Here is a 14,355-nt window from a genome sequence, read left to right as displayed (position 1 = left end):
GTTGAACGCGTTCTCGATCACCTTCAGTGACCGCTGGCCGGGAGCTGAGACCTACTGACAACCACGGCCGGAAACACCGTTCGCGTTACAGTCCCTGGCTCGCGGGTGGATTGTCGCTGGTAGTGGCCTAGCCGGGCGCGGTGTTGGTGGCGTCTGCGCCATGTCGAGCAGCGGATCCGGTGTGCGACATCGAGAATCGGTCGGCTGATCAGAGTGGTGAACAGGTGGTGGATTTCGTTGCAGGTCAACGCAATCCATCCGTTCGGTGTTGTTTCGTCGGCTTGTTCGGTGGTGGCGACGGCGGCGAGGAAGGCGTGGGCGAGCATCGCCATGATCGTCCAGCGGTGCCAGGAGGTCCATGTGCGGACCTGGTGCTGGTCGAGACCTGTGAGTCCTTTGCCGGTCTGGAAGGATTCTTCGACGGTCCACCGCCTGCCCGCGACGCCGACCAGGATGCGCAGTGGAATCGGATGGGGTGCGTAGCAACGGTAGAACGCCAGTTCACCGGTGGTGCGATTGCGGCGGATCAGCAGCCACCGATGCCCGTCGGGCTCGTCGATGTCGATCCAGGCCCAGTCATAGTAGCGGTGTCCTTTCGCCCCAGCGCCTGCGGAAAGCCGTTGCCACACGTGTTTCGGCAGGCGTGCGGCGAGAGCGTCGGCGCGCAACGTGCCCGCCGGGGTGGCGACTCTGCGGTCACGGCCGATGGCGAGCACGTATCCGACGCCCCGGGTTTCGAGGTCCTCGCGGAGGCCGGGGTCGGCGCCGTAGACCTCGTCGCCAGCTACCCACGCTGCCGTCACCCCAGCGTCGAGTGCACGGCCGATCATGGTTTTCGCCAAGGCCGGTTTCGTCGCGAACGCAGTGTCCGCGGGTATTCCGGCGTCCGCGGACCGGCTGGGATCGCCGGTCCAGGATTTCGGCAGATACAAGGCCCGGTCGATGAACGCGTGCCCCGCGTCGGTGGCGTAGGTCAGATACACCGCGACCTGGGCGTTCTCGATCCGCCCAGCGGTGCCGGTGTATTGGCGTTGCACCCCGACGGTGTGAACGCCTTTCTTCAGATCGCCGGTCTCGTCGACAACCAGCACCGCACCGGCGTCGCCGAGGTGTTCGGTGACGTACTCGCGCAGGTCGTCGCGGACCTTGTCCGCGTCCCAGACTGCCTTACGCAGCAGGTGTTGCATCCCGTCGGGGGTGTCCTCGCCGGCGTGTTCGGACATCGTCCAGCAATTCTTGGCGGGCAGGTCCGACAGCAACCCCAGCAGCAACACCCGCGCTCTCCTGCGGGGTTCGACGCGGGTGAACCGGCCGGAGATCCGGCTGATCAACTCCTCGAACATCACACGCCATCGGTCAGGGTTTACGCTAGGGCCCGCGGCCACCAGCCGATCAGGGTTAGTCCACACAACCGACCATGATCAACTGGTGGCCGCACCTGTTTCCAGGCAGCCCACCAGCGACATCACGAAGTCCGGCTGGAGTACTAGCCGCGAAGTCCTCGCCGACGCAACCATCCCACCGAGAAAGTGATTCACCGTGTACAAGCCAGACCCCAAGGCCCTGTCATCCACGCGCCCCGAGGAGACTACGGCCAAGAGCCGAGAGATAGGTACCGCTCTTCGGCGGGCCCGAGAAGAGGTAGGGCTGAACCAAGTTGACATCTGCCGCACCCTCGATTGGGGGGCTCCAAGGGTATCCCGAATGGAAAGTGGCCAGCGCGAAGGATCCACCATGGAAACCGTCACCTATCTTGCGCGCATACGGACCGCCCCTAAAGAATTCAACCGACTGAAGCGGCTATCCGAGATTCCCGCCAATGGCTACGACCTCCAGCGCCACCCAGTGGGCCTCCACGACCGACTCCCCACGCTCGAGTTTCTCCACGCGAGCGCCAAAAAGATGACCTTCTATGAGCCGCAGCGGATCCCTTCACTGCTGCAGACCGAGCGGTACGCGGAAGCGGTTCTGCGACGGGACAGAGATCCCAAGGATCCTGTTGTCACAGCAAGTGTTCGCTCCCGCATGGCACGACAAGACATACTCAAGAACGCGCGCCCAGGCTTCGATGCCACGTTCTACATCGACGAGATCGTTCTTCGAGACACCATCATGCACGAAATCATGGAGGAACAGCTCATTAATTTGACAATCGCCGAATGTCTGCCACATTGCCACGTACACATCATCCCGACATCGTGCTTCGATTACGAATTTAGCATTCCTTTCAGCTTCTTCGATGACTTCGACGATAATTCGGTTCTCACCATTCACACGGCCAGCGCAACCTTAATCATGGAAGATCGAGAAGACATGGTTCCGTACCTTCGGAAGCTGGAGAAGTTTCACGAGAGCGCTTTAAGCGGCCATCAGTCAACCCAAAAGATCAACTCTATTTATAGCACCGCTGACAGGGCAGTACAGTCCAAGAATGGAATCCCACTGCGGCCGCATCTCCCAGCCTCTGAGTTCGTCCACTAACGCTTCATCTCGGTCCATACCGCCATGTCACCTGTCGAGGCGGCGAGATTCTTCACAACACCGCAAGTACGCGAGGTAGCCATGAACCGTAATACCGCAGCACTGGTACGGGAGTTGACCGGCTGCACCAAGGACATTCCGCTGGCGGTCACCTCACTGCTCGCGAACAAGCTGTCCGCCGCTGCGCAACGCGACCTTGCCGACCAGCTGGCGACGACCGCTGAGCTACTTCGAACGCACGCCAATGAACAGGAAATATGGAACATGCCAAAGCCAGCACCGGAGAAGCAGGGCGACTGACGCTGTCGCAGAAGTCCGCTCTGCGCAGGGGTGTGCTCGGCTGGCTAATGCACGAGCCGTAATTAGGCCTGCAGTGCCTCTAGCGTGTTGTGCAGGGTCTCAGCGATGTACGTCGGACTGCCCGGGCCCCAGGCGATCTCGAGATCATCAATTCCCGGTCGGAGATAGGTCAGAATCCTGCCATGGTCTGCCGTGTCGACGGCCGTCAGCGGCACACTGGCGCGTCTGATTCCGTTCGAGCGAGCGGCAACGTAGAGCTGATGGCTGGCGAACCGCCGCGCGGCCATCAGGCCGCGCAACTGGTCGGCCGGATCATCGGCTGTGTAATCCGTCCTTGTGTCCAAGGTGTACGAGTCATCGTCCGTGCTTGCCAGGTACTCCATGCGCGGAACCGATCGCTCAATGACCGCGGCGGGAGGGTACTCCGGCAGCGCCTCGGCAACCGACCGGATGACCCGGGTGGACCGTATCTGTTCCAGCGTCAGAAGGTCGTCCTCGACAGTGATGAGGGCGCCGTGTTTTCCTGCCGGTACCGCCAGGATCGAGCGATTCCGGCCGGTGCGGTCGGTTGAGAAGCCATAGCACTCGTGGCTCGACGAGGCGATGGCCAGCATCAGGTCCCGGAACCAGCCGGCGATCCGGCCGCGCCGTAGTTCGTAGAAGCCGGGCTGTGCCAGGGCCTGCCGGGTCAGCTCCTCGAGTTCGTGTTCCGCATCAGGTTCGACCCACACTTCCACTGGGCCGATCACCGGGTGGACCGGCCCGATCCGCTCCCACTCCCACGCTTGAGCCACCGCCAGGCGCGGTACCGTCACCGGCTCGTCGAGCACCCCTCTGTCTCCTCTGCCGGTTCTACTTACCGATCACCGGCGGCGGTACCCGGCCGGTGTAGCCGAACAGCCCCTGCGGGTCCGGCTCCTGCAGATACTCCGGAGACTTCTTCTCCTTGTCCTCTTCCTTGCCCTTGCCACGCCCAGCGGCAGGCACGACCGGCACACCCCCTGCGCCGCGAGCACCCGCCGGACCCTGACCACCCGCGCCGACACGCCCAGCAGCCTCACTAACCGCCCCATACGGCCCCGACCCCGCCGACCTGCCCGGTCCTCCCGGCCTTATCGCGCCGGGAGAACCACCGCGGCCGTACGGCGGCACGACCGGACCGGCATCAGGCCGGCCCGGTCCCGCCACGTAGTTCAGTGTGTCCGCGCCGCCACCCGCGGCCGGAAGATTCCCTACTCCTGATCCCGGCAGGTTCGGAAGGTCGATGCCCGACGGGGCCGGGCGCACGAACCCGGCGGCCTCGGTCCCATCGTCCCTGCCCGGTGGCACAGGTGCGCCGCCCGGCCGCTGCCCGCCCGTGGCCTGGTCCGGCAACGCGTCCTCGTCATGCCCTGGCCCGGCACCCGCGCGGTGATCGGCCTGTACGGCGCGTCCGGTAACGCCGACGGGTTCGCCGTCGGATGTCCTGCCGGGGCCCGTGATCTCACGCTTCTCCGCGGTCCCACCAGTGCCGGGGGTCTGGCCGACGGAGAAGGCCCCGTCGGACTCGCCGGCGATATGGCCGAACTCGACCGGCATCACCTGGGCGTGCCCGTCACTGGTGCGTGTGAAGCTGTTGTAGATCTCGTTGTTACGCTGGATCGCAGCGTTACGCTCGTTGAGCTGGATCTCGGTGTCGGTGTCCCACGGGCTCGCAACGTCAAGGACGTTCCGCTGCGGTGGCGTAGCCGAGATCTCGACCATCGAATCCCGCGTTGCCTGGAACGCGTGATCCTGATCGGCCAGCGTATTCTGGCTGCCGTGCAGCGCGGCCGAGGCCTGCGTGGCCGCCTGCGCGAGCGGGCGCAACCCGGCCCGGGCAGCGTCGCCACCTTGTCCCGTCCAGGCGTTCTCCAGCCGCGCGACCGCCGCCAATGTGTCCGCCTCGATACCTTGCTGTTCCTGGGCCTGCAGCGCTCCCGCGCGCTGGGCCTCGCCAAGGCTGGCCGTGCCGGGCCCGGTCTTGACCATGCGGACGAGGTCGGCGGGCACGATCAGCTTGCCTTCGGCCTGCAGCTTCTGCAGATAGGCCATCATGGCCTCGGTCGGCGCGAAACTCATCAGGCGCCGCTCTTCAACGTCGTCACGGCCAGATCCGCCACCATCCGAGCATCCGTACAGGGATCAACGGTCCCCACCTTCGAGTCCACGACGTTCACATCGACCTCGAAAACAGCGTTGTCCGCGACCCCGACCAGCACCGCGCAGTCCCCCAGCGTCTGCCGCGTGTCGTTTCCCCCGTAGGCCACAACCGGGTAGCCCTGCACCGGCTCCAGAGGCTCCCACAGCTTATATCTCTGCTTGTTCGCGTAGAACTGGCTCAGGCCGTCCCGCGCCGCGTACAGCATCTGAATGCCGATACTCGAACCGCGGCTGATGTCGGCCCATCGGCAATCCCGCGCGATCCCGGTGTCCTGGGCCGGCTGGACCTCCGGCTGGCGTTGGAACAGCGACGAAATCTGCGCCGGGGTCAGGACCTCGCACGGATCACGCTGGATTACCGTGGCCGGCATGGGATTGCCGACCCTCGGCGCGTCCGCGTACGGCAGAGCCGCTGTCGACGATGGTCCCGAGCTGGTGGCCGGGGGTGTCTGCGGTTTCTCGGTGCATCCGGCCAGCAGCAGGACCGACGCCGTCGCCAGCACCATCAAGGCCATGTACCGCATCAGAAGTGTCCTCCACCGACGTTGCCGATCTCCGCGGCCGCCTGCTCGTCGTGCCGCTGTGTCATCCCCAAAGCGGTCTCGATCTTTCCGATGATGGTCGCCACGAACTGGCTCTGCCGGGTAAGGAGATCATCGTAAGACTCTCCAGAGGCGTTGCTGGCGGTGGTGTTACGCACGGAGGCCGGATCGCTCCCGGGCGACACGATCGACCACAGAGGAGCGGCGCGCCTTCGCTGGATCTCGATCCGGTTATGAAGGCGCCGCAGGTTCTCCAGCTCCGCGGTCATGTCCTCCCGGCTCAGAGTGAACCCGCCTGCGGAACCGGCCCTGTTGAGATCGTCGGCGACGAAGAAGTTCAGACCAGCCAAGGAGAAGTCGTCGCCGACGGTGTTCTGTTCAGCCATCCCGTCCTCTCCTAGCCGCGGAGGTTGTCGATGACGATCTCCGAGATCTTCTTGGCCGCGCCGCAGGGGTCGTTCTTCCAGGGACCGGCTTCCTCGCGACCGAGTGTTTCGGCCCCCACGTACACCAGGGTGGTGTCGTCGACGCCGAGAGCCAGCCTGCACGCCAGAGGTCCCTCGTCCTGCTTGGTCGGGATGTTCTCCTCGATTTCCGTGATCACCGCGGGGTAGCCGTTGATCGTGACTTCTTCCCAGTTTTTCGGGTTATGGCGGCCCGTAGCGTGATCGCGGTACAGCGTGCTGATGTTGTCCTCCAGCACCGGATGCCATAGCGCGGTCACCTCGACCACCCGGCCGAACGCGATCAGGCACTTTCCATCCCTGTCGCGCTGCACGGTGCCGTTGTCGGCGAAGCCGATGCTCTGCAGCTGTTGCACGGTGACCGCCGTGCACGGATCTGCTTTGAACTTGGCGCCGTTCAGCTGGGCGGGGATCGGCGGGACCGACACCGACGGTTCCGGTGGCCGTGGAGGCGGGCTCGTTCCGCAGCCGGCCACCACCATCGCAGCAGCCATCAGCAGGGCGAGTCCTGGGGCGAGACGTGGTGTCACGAAGGATCGGCTCCCGGCTTGATCCGCCAGCGGTGGGGTTCCCCGACCACCTCGGCACTCGTGCCGACATCCGGGATCTTGGGGAAGGTGGTTTCGATGGCCGTGAGCTCGAGTCCGCTTCCGACCAGCGCCCCGATGTTGGTGATCATGCTGGCGAGGAGCGTGTTGCAGTCACGCCAGAACTTCTCGAACGCCGAGTTGATCGCGTCCACGAAGTCCTTGGCCGACAACACGGCCAACGGCGGAACTAGCAGCGAGCCGAGAACGATCGCGAACTTCCCGCTCAGTTGCGCGAGGTTGGCCGCACAGTTGCCGAGCGCGAGCAACAGGTTCTTGTATGTGTCGATCACCGTGATCGCGACCGTGCTCACCGTTTTGGTCAGGCTCGTGACGGAGGCCTGGCCCTTGTTCAGGCTGTCGACGGCCATTCCGGAATACATGGAGTACTGGTCGAACGCGTCGCCATGCCACGCGGCGTTCAGCGACAGCTTGGCGTCATTGACCTTCTCGGCTGCGAGCTTCAACCTGCTCTGCTTGGCGAACGCGTCCGCGAGATCCAGCGTTTTCTGAAGGTCGCCGGCGACGAACACGCGGAGCTTGTCGAGCAGTCCGATGATCCCGTACGCGCCGATCAGGTCCGCGTACTCCCGGATCTTCTGGTCTGTGGCCTCCGGATAGGTCATGGTGGTGAGCTCCGCGGCGGCCTGGCCGGAGTCGGGGGTGGTCACTTGATCTCACCCTCCAGCTTCTTCATCCGCTCATACGCTTCCTGATCCAGCTGCTCATAATGGTTCGCGGCCTTGCCCAACGCTGCGCTCAGCACAGCGAGCTGGGTCGAATTCTCGGCCGTGATCCGCTGAATCGCGTCGATGGCCGCGTTGTACCGGTCCACCGTCCCCAGGCCGTCGAGCCCCGGCATCAGGTTCGTCGCCGCCCCCGGCAAACCGAGGTCATACGGACCGAGCGCGACGTTCGCCAGATCCACGATCGCGAAGTTCTGCAGCAGGTCCGCCGCCTCCGCGATCGTGTCGGCGGCGGCTCGCAGCTTCTCTGGGTAGACGTGATAGCCCTGGCCGGGGCCGGGGTCGAACGGATCCGGAAAGCTCATACCAGCCGCTCCTCATCCCGAACGGCAGCGATCGCCGCCTCATACCGCTGGGCCGCGGTCTCCTCTGCCCGCTGGATCCCCAGCAGCAGCTGCCGCGACAAACTCGACGCGCTGTAGTCCTTCATCGCGGCCACGGCCACCGACACATCGACCAGCTCGCCAGCACCGGTCACGGTCACCGACCCCAGGTCACCCGGCAACGTCCACGTGACACGATCCCGCGCCGCACCGATCGCGGCCTGCTCGACCGCGGCCACCGTCGCGTCGATCTCGCGTGCCAGGTGATACAGCTCGTTCTCGTAGCTCACCAGCGATCCCGCCCCTCGTCCTCGAGATCGTCGTCCAAGAAATCGAGCTGATCGAAACTCTCTTCCTCGACCTCGTCGGTATCCCGGCGAACGGCACGAGGCTCGGCCGCCACCCCGGCTCGGGGAATAGAGTCCTCCTGCTGGCCAGGTGCCGATCCGCTGGCGGGTTCGGGCACCCACTTCTGGTCCTTGTCCACCACCGCACGCACCTTGGCGACACCGGCCTGCGCAGCCTCACGTCTAGCGGCGGACACCGCCTCGATCACCGCCGGACCCAACCGCTGCGGATGCGTACTCCGGATCACATGATCCGCGATCGTCAGGTCCACCAGCTTGCCCTGACCAGTCACCACAGCCGACGCGATACCGTCAGTCGACCGCCCCGTAAACCGGGCCTGCTCCAGCTCGGCATCAAGCTCATCAGCCTGCTGCCGCAACCTGGCCACATTTAATGACACGTCGGCTCGCCCTCCCCGTCGCCCGACATCTCCCCTACCAGCCGCCCCCACGGCCCGACCTGCCACCCGCGATCAACACCCAAGCGTAATCGGTCGAGCGGTCAGCGTAGTCGACATTGCAGATCCGTGTCTCGTTGTTCCCATCACTCTGCAGCGATCATCAACAGTTCAGCGTGCTTCTGCCTGAGGCCCGACTTCACCCAGGGCATCTGTTCGATGTGTGGCATGGTCCTCGGGTCCGGCTGGGTGATGGCGGCAACGTCTTGCTGGTGGGCGAGGGCACGTTCGCGATTGTCGAGGTCAGCTTCGGTGGAGTGCTGGCGGCGCCACGCGAGATACAGCGCGACCACGCCGCCGCTGCCGACACCGATGCTGAGCCCGATCTTCAGCGCGTCCAGCCGCGCCTTCACCAGGTCCGCACCGGTGAGCCCGGCGGTGGCAGGCCACCACAGCAGGGTCACCGCGCCTGCGGTTAGGACCGCGATCACGATCGCGGTCCACCACATTGCGGTCCGGGTCAGCTCAGGCAGCCGCTTCAACGAGACCGACGCTGATGTCGGTGCGGAGGATGTGCTCGCGGCCGCCGGCCGCGCATGATCGGTCATGACCATCAACGTCGCAAGAAGCGGTAGGGATGTTGCAAAGCCTGGCGCGCCGGGGCGCCCACCAGGTGGCAGAGCATCAGCGTGCCGTGGACCCGCTGCAACTAACTTGGGCACGGGCTTCGGCACAGCAGAGCGAACGGAGACGAAACGGAGCCCAATCGCGGTCAACGCCGAGGTGACGTGCCATAGAAAAACCAACATCCCCGCAGTTCAGCGGTTATGTTGATGTTGTGGGCCGCCTGGGGCTCGAACCCAGAACCTACGGATTAAAAGTCCGCAGCTCTACCAATTGAGCTAACGGCCCGTGGCGCCGAGTCTAGTAGATCGCCGCCGACCACCAGGATGGCGGGGCCGCCGCTCGCGCGCCACGGAATTGTCGGGGGTCTCTGTCAGTGTCGGGGGCATGGACACGATCCCCGAGGAGAACTACTCCCCCCAGTGGTCCGGCGACCGGCCGGAGCCGCCGAGGCTGGCCGGCGAGCGCGAGATCTTGACGTCCACGCTCGACTGGCATCGCCGCACTTTCGAGCTCAAGTGCCAGGGTTTGACGCCGGAGCAGCTGGCCGAGCGGTCGGCCGGGCCGTCGACGATGTCGCTGCACGGGCTGCTCAGGCACCTCACGGGCGTCGAGCGCTGGTGGTTCCGCATCCAGTTCGCGGGCGAGGACGTTCCGATGCTCTATTACTCCGACGAACGGCCCGAGCAGGACTTCGAGGACACCGGCGGCGACGTCGAGGCGGCTTGGGCGGCGTGGCACGAAGAGTGCGAGCGGTCGCGGGTGATCGTCGCGAAGGCGTCGCTCGACGACACGGGCAGGACGTACGGCAGTGGTGAGCACTTCTCGCTGCGCTGGTTGCTGACCCACCACATCGCCGAGTACGCCCGCCACGACGGCCACGCCGACCTGCTGCGCGAGTGCATCGACGGCAGGACAGGCCACTGATGGGCGGGGGTGCGATGCTGGGCGGATGAACGCCGATCCCGATTCCGGCCTCCTGTCCCCGGTCCGCGCGGGTACGCCCGCCGAGGCGGCGACCGGTGATCGCGCCTGGCTGCGGGCGATGCTCGACGCCGAGGCCGCGCTCGCCAGGGCGCAGGCCCGCACGGGGCTGATCCCGCGGGCGGCGGCGGAGGCGATCACCGAAGCGGCCTCGACGGCGGACATCGACGTGGTCGCGTTGGCGATGGCGGCGCGGGAGACGGCGAATCCGGTGGTCGGGCTGGTCAAGAAGCTCACCGAGGCGGCCGGGACGGAGTACGTGCATCGCGGTTCCACCAGCCAGGACATCTTCGACACGGCGATGATGCTGGTCGCCACGCGGACACGTGAGATCCTCGCGGCCGACCTCGAGGCGACGGCGGACGCCCTGGGCGGCCTCGCTCGCGAGCATCGCGACACGACGATGCCGGGCCGGACTCTCACCGCGCACGCCGTCCCGACGACGTTCGGGCTCAAGGCGGCGGGCTGGCGTCAGCTGACGATCGACGCGCTCGACAGGCTGAACCGTGTCATCCTTCCGGTCTCGCTCGGCGGCGCGGCGGGAACGCAGGCCGCGTACGCCGAGTACGCGCGTCTCGCGGACCTGCCCGACGGCTACCCGCAGCGGCTTCAGACGGCCTTCGCCGAGGAGGCCGGGCTCGCCGAGACCGTGCTCCCCTGGCACACCCTCCGCACGCCGACGGCCGATCTCGCGGCCGCCCTCTCCTTCACCGCCGCCGCGCTCGGGAAGATCGCGATCGACGTCCAGTTCCTGACACGTACCGAGGTCGGCGAGGTCACCGAGCCCGCGGGTGAGGGCCGCGGCGGCTCGTCGGCGATGCCGCATAAACGCAACCCGGTGCTCGCGACGCTGATCCGGTCGGCCGCGCTTCAGGTCCCGGTGCTGGCCACCGGTGTCACCCAGGCCCTGCTGTCCGAGGACGAACGGTCCGCCGGCGCGTGGCACGCCGAATGGCAGTTGCTGCGTGAGTGCTTGCGCCTGACCGGCGGCGCCGCGCATACGGCCGCCGAGCTCGCCCGCGGCCTGGTCGTGAACGACGGCCGGATGCGGGAGAATCTCGGCCTCACCCACGGCCAGATCGTCTCCGAGCGGCTCTCGACCGCGCTCTCCCCGCTGCTGGGCAAGGCGCGCGCCAAAGAGGTCCTCGGCGAAGCGTCGAAACTGGCGCTGGCGCGAGACCGGTCGCTCGGTGAGGTTCTTTCCGGCCTGCCGGAGATAACCGGAGTCCTCACCGCGGATTCCCTTGCCGACCTGCTGGATCCCGCGGGCTACACGGGTTCGGCCGGGACGCTGACGGACGCCGCGCTGGAAGTCCGTGAAGAAAATCCGAGTATTCCTTGAACCGGCACTGAGAGGGGCCCGTGTAGGGGGTGTCAAGCTCACCGCGCCAAGCCGCGGAACCCCTACGAACAAGGAGAAATCCCATGCTTCGCAAGCGTTTCGTCGTCGCAACGGCGTCCGCGGCCGCGGGCCTGGCGCTGCTGTCGGCCTGTTCTGGTGGCACCGAGGCCGCCGCACCCGCCGTCGCGCCTGCCGCGGCGGTCGCCGGGGCGGGCGGGAACGCCCCCGCGGCCAAGGGTGAGACCAAGGTGGCCGTGGCCGAAGCCGGGGATCTCGGCCAGGTGCTCGTCGACAAGGACGGGTTCACCTTGTACCGCTTCGACAAGGACGCCCCGAAACCGCCGAAGTCCACCTGCGACGGCGACTGCGCCAAGACCTGGCCGCCGGTGCTCGCCGAGGGCGACGTCAAGATCGAAGGCGTGGATCAGGCGCTGGTCGGCGAGCTGACCCGCGCCGACGGCCGCAAGCAGGTCACCGTCGGAGGCTGGGCGCTTTACCGCTACGTCAAGGACGCCAAGGCGGGCGAGACGAAGGGCCAGGGCGTCGGCAGCACCTGGTACGCCGCGAACGCGAAGGGCGGCAAGGCCGGACAGGCCGCGAAGGAAGCTCCCGCCGAGCAGAAGGCGGACGGCGCCACGAAGCTGGTCGCGAGCAACGTCGACGGCATCGGACCGGCCATTGTGGACCAGCAGGGCTTCACCCTTTACATGTTCACCAAGGACAAGAAGAACAAGCAGCCGACCTGCAACGGTGATTGCGCCAAGACCTGGCCGCCGGTGCTCGCCGAGGGTGACGTCCAGCTCGAAGGCATCGCCGCGAAACTGCTCGGCACCGTGAAGCGCGCGGACGGCGCCACGCAGGTCACCGTCGGCGGCTGGCCCGTCTACCGCTACAGCAAGGACGCGAACGCCGGCGAGGCGAACGGACACGGCGTCGGCGGCACCTGGTTCGTCATCGAGCCCGCCGGCTGCAAGAGCAGCGCGCCGGTGAAGCAGAAGGCGGCCCAGAGCGGGAACGCCGCCCCCAAGAAGGAGGAAGGCGCTCCCGCCGAGGCCGGCGGATCCGAATACGGTTACTGAGCTGTCAGTGGGCGAGGCCCGGCGGTCGCTCTTCACGAGCGGTGGCCGGGCTTTTCTCATGTTTCGGCCGCCGCGAATCGTCCATCGCGGGATCGGCGATCGTGGCGCTGTCGGCCCGGTCGTCGACCACGGTCTCCTCTTCGTCTTCCGGCAGCAGCACCTTGTGCCGTGCGGGCAAGACCGCGATCAGCAGACCGAGCGCGGCGAGGCCGAGGTGCAGCCAGTTGTCCGGCCCGTTGAGGTTGAACGGGTTACCGGCCTGGGAAACCGGATTCGTCGAAACGGTCCCGGTGATCATGAGCCCCCAGACGAACAGCGCGCCGAAGGCGGCGAACGTCAGCAGGCCGAAGACCCGGGAGCGGCCCGAGCCGAACGTCAGCAGCAGGCCGATCGCCCCGATCAGGACGAATCCGAGGTTGTAGAGCGGGTTCACCGAGAACCCGAGGACCGTCGCGTCGTTGTGACCGACGAAATTGGCGAACCCGGTCCGGCTGAAGCCCACGATCCCGAACAGCAGGAACGCGAGGCTCGCCAATCCGGCCAGGATCTGCGCGGGCTGAATCCCGGCCGTCCGAATCCGAGCGCGTTGTACACGTGCCATTGCTCCGCCTTCCAGAGTTGGCCACTTAGAGTCACGCTCCCGTCAGATACCCAGGCACCCTCCCGGACAAACCGGAAACGCGCGCCTGGTCAACTCCGCGCTGTCGCACGGTTACAAACTCGTCGTCAAACGAGACCTACGCCACACGAACGGGCTAGACCGCGAACACGAATGGGTGATCCGGCCAACCAGTCGTGTGGGCAAGGTGAGCGGAGTTTTCCTCCTGGTGGGGCTGTGCCTGGGAGCGATCGTCGCGATGTTGGTGGTTCCCCGTGGTGGTTCGAACACGCCGGCGGTCGCCGAGGCGGCGTCGGGGGCCGCGGCGATGAGCGTCGAACCGGAGGCGAGCGAGGTGCCGATATCGGTGGCGGCGCCTCCTTCCGCGTCGCCGCCACCCAAGAAGGAGGCAGACCCCGGCGAGCCGGGGGCCATCGATCCAAAGGGCATCGCCGCGCTCAATCCCGGCGGGCAGGTGAGCGTGGTCGTCTACGACCGCACCGTCAAGAAGAACACGGTTTCCCTTCAGCCGGACCGTTCCTACACGTCGGCGTCGCTGGTGAAGATCCTCATCGCGCTCCAGGCACTGCAGGACGGGGCACCGCCGGGCACCGTGCAGCGCATGCTTTCGGCGAGCGACGACAACATCGCCAGCGCGTTGTGGTCCACCCACGGCGGCGCGGCCATCGTCACCCGCTGGGCGGCCAAGATCGGCCTCACCGGCACCCGTCCGCCCGAGGATCCCGGACGCTGGGGTGACACCCGGATCATCGCCGCGGACATCGCGAAGATCTACCGCTACGTTCTCGATCAGGCGGGCGCCACCACGAGGACGACGATCATGCGGGCCCTGAGCGGTGCGACGGAAAGCGGTGCCGACGGGATCCGGCAGTACTTCGGCATCCCGGACGCCGTCGGCGACCTCCCGTGGTCGATCAAACAGGGCTGGTCGTGCTGCCGCGGCGCCCGGATCCTGCACACCTCCGGCGTCGTCGGCAAGAACGACCGCTACATCGTGGTGGTGCTGACCTCGCAACCGACATCGACCACTTACGCCAGTGGGGGGAAGCGGGTGACCGACGTGGTGAAAGCGCTGGTCCCGGCGCTTGGCGAGCCCTGACCCAACCGGCTCGAAGACGACCGGTTGAGTCTCAAGTGGACGGACGCCGACGAGCGGCGTCTCCGCCGTCACCCTCGTAATTGGGAAGCGAACCCCCGACCGGCTTCGCTTGTATCCCCAGGAATACCGTGCCCAACACCGGCGCGGTTGGGGGGCGACAGGGTCACGTGGACCACAGGGCCCCGAGCGCGGCGGGTGGGGTGGGGGGCGGGGGGGTGCCCCCCCCGGGGGTGGGGGAT

Annotated in this window: 17 protein-coding genes, 1 tRNA gene and 1 pseudogene; 6 read left to right on the top strand and 13 right to left on the bottom strand. The window is 66.5% G+C overall.

From position 1 onward, the window contains the following. Nucleotides 1–302: 302 nt before the first annotated feature. Nucleotides 303–1,343 (bottom strand): annotated as a pseudogene (locus AB0M65_RS34780) (IS701 family transposase); the annotation flags it as partial. Between the two features lie 196 nt (nt 1,344–1,539). Here AB0M65_RS34780 and AB0M65_RS34775 point away from each other — a divergent pair. Both AB0M65_RS34775 and AB0M65_RS34770 read left to right on the top strand, forming a co-directional pair. Further along, nucleotides 1,540–2,481, top strand: coding sequence for a helix-turn-helix transcriptional regulator (locus tag AB0M65_RS34775; RefSeq protein WP_364037586.1), 942 nt, complete (start codon nt 1,540–1,542; stop codon nt 2,479–2,481). Nucleotides 2,482–2,505: 24 nt separating this feature from the next. Continuing rightward, nucleotides 2,506–2,781: a hypothetical protein gene (locus AB0M65_RS34770; protein WP_364037584.1), complete on the top strand. Its 276-nt coding sequence runs from the start codon at nt 2,506–2,508 to the stop codon at nt 2,779–2,781. 62 nt (nt 2,782–2,843) lie between these two features. Here AB0M65_RS34770 and AB0M65_RS34765 read toward each other — a convergent pair whose 3' ends face one another. The 11 genes from AB0M65_RS34765 to AB0M65_RS34715 form a co-directional block, all read right to left on the bottom strand. Next, nucleotides 2,844–3,611 carry an ESX secretion-associated protein EspG gene (locus AB0M65_RS34765; RefSeq protein WP_364037581.1) on the bottom strand — a complete coding sequence of 256 codons (768 nt, stop codon included), beginning with the start codon at nt 3,609–3,611 and terminating at the stop codon, nt 2,844–2,846. Nucleotides 3,612–3,633: 22 nt separating this feature from the next. Then, on the bottom strand, nt 3,634–4,881 hold the full coding sequence (locus tag AB0M65_RS34760; protein ID WP_364037578.1) for a hypothetical protein: 1,248 nt from the start codon (nt 4,879–4,881) through the stop codon (nt 3,634–3,636). Then, nucleotides 4,881–5,486 carry a DUF3558 domain-containing protein gene (locus AB0M65_RS34755; protein WP_364037575.1) on the bottom strand — a complete coding sequence of 202 codons (606 nt, stop codon included), beginning with the start codon at nt 5,484–5,486 and terminating at the stop codon, nt 4,881–4,883. Before AB0M65_RS34755 ends, AB0M65_RS34760 begins: the two co-directional genes overlap by 1 nt. Next, on the bottom strand, nt 5,486–5,890 hold the full coding sequence (locus AB0M65_RS34750) for a hypothetical protein (protein ID WP_364037572.1): 405 nt from the start codon (nt 5,888–5,890) through the stop codon (nt 5,486–5,488). Before AB0M65_RS34750 ends, AB0M65_RS34755 begins: the two co-directional genes overlap by 1 nt. 11 nt (nt 5,891–5,901) lie before the next feature. Then, nucleotides 5,902–6,498 carry a DUF3558 domain-containing protein gene (locus tag AB0M65_RS34745; protein WP_364037569.1) on the bottom strand — a complete coding sequence of 199 codons (597 nt, stop codon included), beginning with the start codon at nt 6,496–6,498 and terminating at the stop codon, nt 5,902–5,904. After that, entirely contained in the window at nt 6,495–7,226 is a 732-nt protein-coding gene (locus AB0M65_RS34740) for a hypothetical protein (protein ID WP_364037566.1), read from the bottom strand. The genes AB0M65_RS34745 and AB0M65_RS34740 overlap by 4 nt, the downstream gene beginning before the upstream one ends. After that, nucleotides 7,223–7,606 (bottom strand): hypothetical protein, encoded by a 384-nt coding sequence (locus AB0M65_RS34735; RefSeq protein ID WP_364037563.1) that lies wholly within the window; start codon nt 7,604–7,606, stop codon nt 7,223–7,225. The genes AB0M65_RS34740 and AB0M65_RS34735 overlap by 4 nt, the downstream gene beginning before the upstream one ends. Beyond that, nucleotides 7,603–7,914, bottom strand: coding sequence for a hypothetical protein (locus AB0M65_RS34730; RefSeq protein WP_364037560.1), 312 nt, complete (start codon nt 7,912–7,914; stop codon nt 7,603–7,605). The genes AB0M65_RS34735 and AB0M65_RS34730 overlap by 4 nt, the downstream gene beginning before the upstream one ends. Further along, complete coding sequence (locus AB0M65_RS34725; protein ID WP_364037589.1) at nt 7,911–8,360, bottom strand: YbaB/EbfC family nucleoid-associated protein; 450 nt, start codon at nt 8,358–8,360, stop codon at nt 7,911–7,913. Before AB0M65_RS34725 ends, AB0M65_RS34730 begins: the two co-directional genes overlap by 4 nt. Nucleotides 8,361–8,515: 155 nt before the next feature. Then, on the bottom strand, nt 8,516–8,977 hold the full coding sequence (locus tag AB0M65_RS34720; protein WP_364037557.1) for a hypothetical protein: 462 nt from the start codon (nt 8,975–8,977) through the stop codon (nt 8,516–8,518). A 231-nt stretch (nt 8,978–9,208) separates the two neighbouring features. Continuing rightward, a tRNA-Lys gene (locus tag AB0M65_RS34715) sits at nt 9,209–9,281 on the bottom strand. A gap of 99 nt (nt 9,282–9,380) precedes the next feature. Between AB0M65_RS34715 and AB0M65_RS34710 the strand changes: the two genes are divergently transcribed. The 3 genes from AB0M65_RS34710 (at nt 9,381) to AB0M65_RS34700 (ending at nt 12,398) form a co-directional block, all read left to right on the top strand. After that, nucleotides 9,381–9,920, top strand: a complete 540-nt coding sequence (locus AB0M65_RS34710) for a DinB family protein (protein WP_364037554.1) — start codon at nt 9,381–9,383, stop codon at nt 9,918–9,920. Between the two features lie 25 nt (nt 9,921–9,945). Then, entirely contained in the window at nt 9,946–11,319 is a 1,374-nt protein-coding gene (gene pcaB, locus AB0M65_RS34705) for a 3-carboxy-cis,cis-muconate cycloisomerase (RefSeq protein ID WP_364037551.1), read from the top strand. 83 nt (nt 11,320–11,402) lie between these two features. Then, nucleotides 11,403–12,398: an SCO0930 family lipoprotein gene (locus tag AB0M65_RS34700; protein ID WP_364037548.1), complete on the top strand. Its 996-nt coding sequence runs from the start codon at nt 11,403–11,405 to the stop codon at nt 12,396–12,398. Between the two features lie 4 nt (nt 12,399–12,402). Here the strand turns inward: AB0M65_RS34700 and AB0M65_RS34695 are convergent, their stop codons facing one another. Next, a complete protein-coding gene (locus tag AB0M65_RS34695) occupies nt 12,403–12,999 on the bottom strand; it encodes a DUF4383 domain-containing protein (RefSeq protein WP_364037545.1) in 597 nt (198 codons plus the stop codon). Between the two features lie 196 nt (nt 13,000–13,195). Here AB0M65_RS34695 and AB0M65_RS34690 point away from each other — a divergent pair, with 196 nt between their 5' ends. After that, nucleotides 13,196–14,116 carry a hypothetical protein gene (locus AB0M65_RS34690; protein WP_364037542.1) on the top strand — a complete coding sequence of 307 codons (921 nt, stop codon included), beginning with the start codon at nt 13,196–13,198 and terminating at the stop codon, nt 14,114–14,116. The last annotated feature ends 239 nt before the right edge of the window (nt 14,117–14,355 follow it).

Source organism: Amycolatopsis sp. NPDC051071 (genome assembly GCF_040682875.1).
In the GTDB taxonomy this organism is placed as follows: Bacteria; Actinomycetota; Actinomycetes; order Mycobacteriales; family Pseudonocardiaceae; genus Amycolatopsis.
This window is presented reverse-complemented; position numbering and strand designations above follow the sequence as displayed.

Excerpts from the sequence above, each read along its gene's own strand:
- AB0M65_RS34755 (WP_364037575.1), bottom strand. The coding sequence starts at position 5,486 with ATGCGGTACATGGCCTTGATGGTGCTGGCGACGGCGTCGGTCCTGCTG.
- AB0M65_RS34700 (WP_364037548.1), top strand. The coding sequence starts at position 11,403 with ATGCTTCGCAAGCGTTTCGTCGTCGCAACGGCGTCCGCGGCCGCGGGC.
- AB0M65_RS34710 (WP_364037554.1), top strand. The coding sequence starts at position 9,381 with ATGGACACGATCCCCGAGGAGAACTACTCCCCCCAGTGGTCCGGCGAC.
- AB0M65_RS34720 (WP_364037557.1), bottom strand. The coding sequence starts at position 8,977 with ATGACCGATCATGCGCGGCCGGCGGCCGCGAGCACATCCTCCGCACCG.
- AB0M65_RS34750 (WP_364037572.1), bottom strand. The coding sequence starts at position 5,890 with ATGGCTGAACAGAACACCGTCGGCGACGACTTCTCCTTGGCTGGTCTG.
- AB0M65_RS34695 (WP_364037545.1), bottom strand. The coding sequence starts at position 12,999 with ATGGCACGTGTACAACGCGCTCGGATTCGGACGGCCGGGATTCAGCCC.
- AB0M65_RS34735 (WP_364037563.1), bottom strand. The coding sequence starts at position 7,606 with ATGAGCTTTCCGGATCCGTTCGACCCCGGCCCCGGCCAGGGCTATCAC.
- AB0M65_RS34760 (WP_364037578.1), bottom strand. The coding sequence starts at position 4,881 with ATGAGTTTCGCGCCGACCGAGGCCATGATGGCCTATCTGCAGAAGCTG.
- pcaB (WP_364037551.1), top strand. The coding sequence starts at position 9,946 with ATGAACGCCGATCCCGATTCCGGCCTCCTGTCCCCGGTCCGCGCGGGT.
- AB0M65_RS34770 (WP_364037584.1), top strand. The coding sequence starts at position 2,506 with ATGTCACCTGTCGAGGCGGCGAGATTCTTCACAACACCGCAAGTACGC.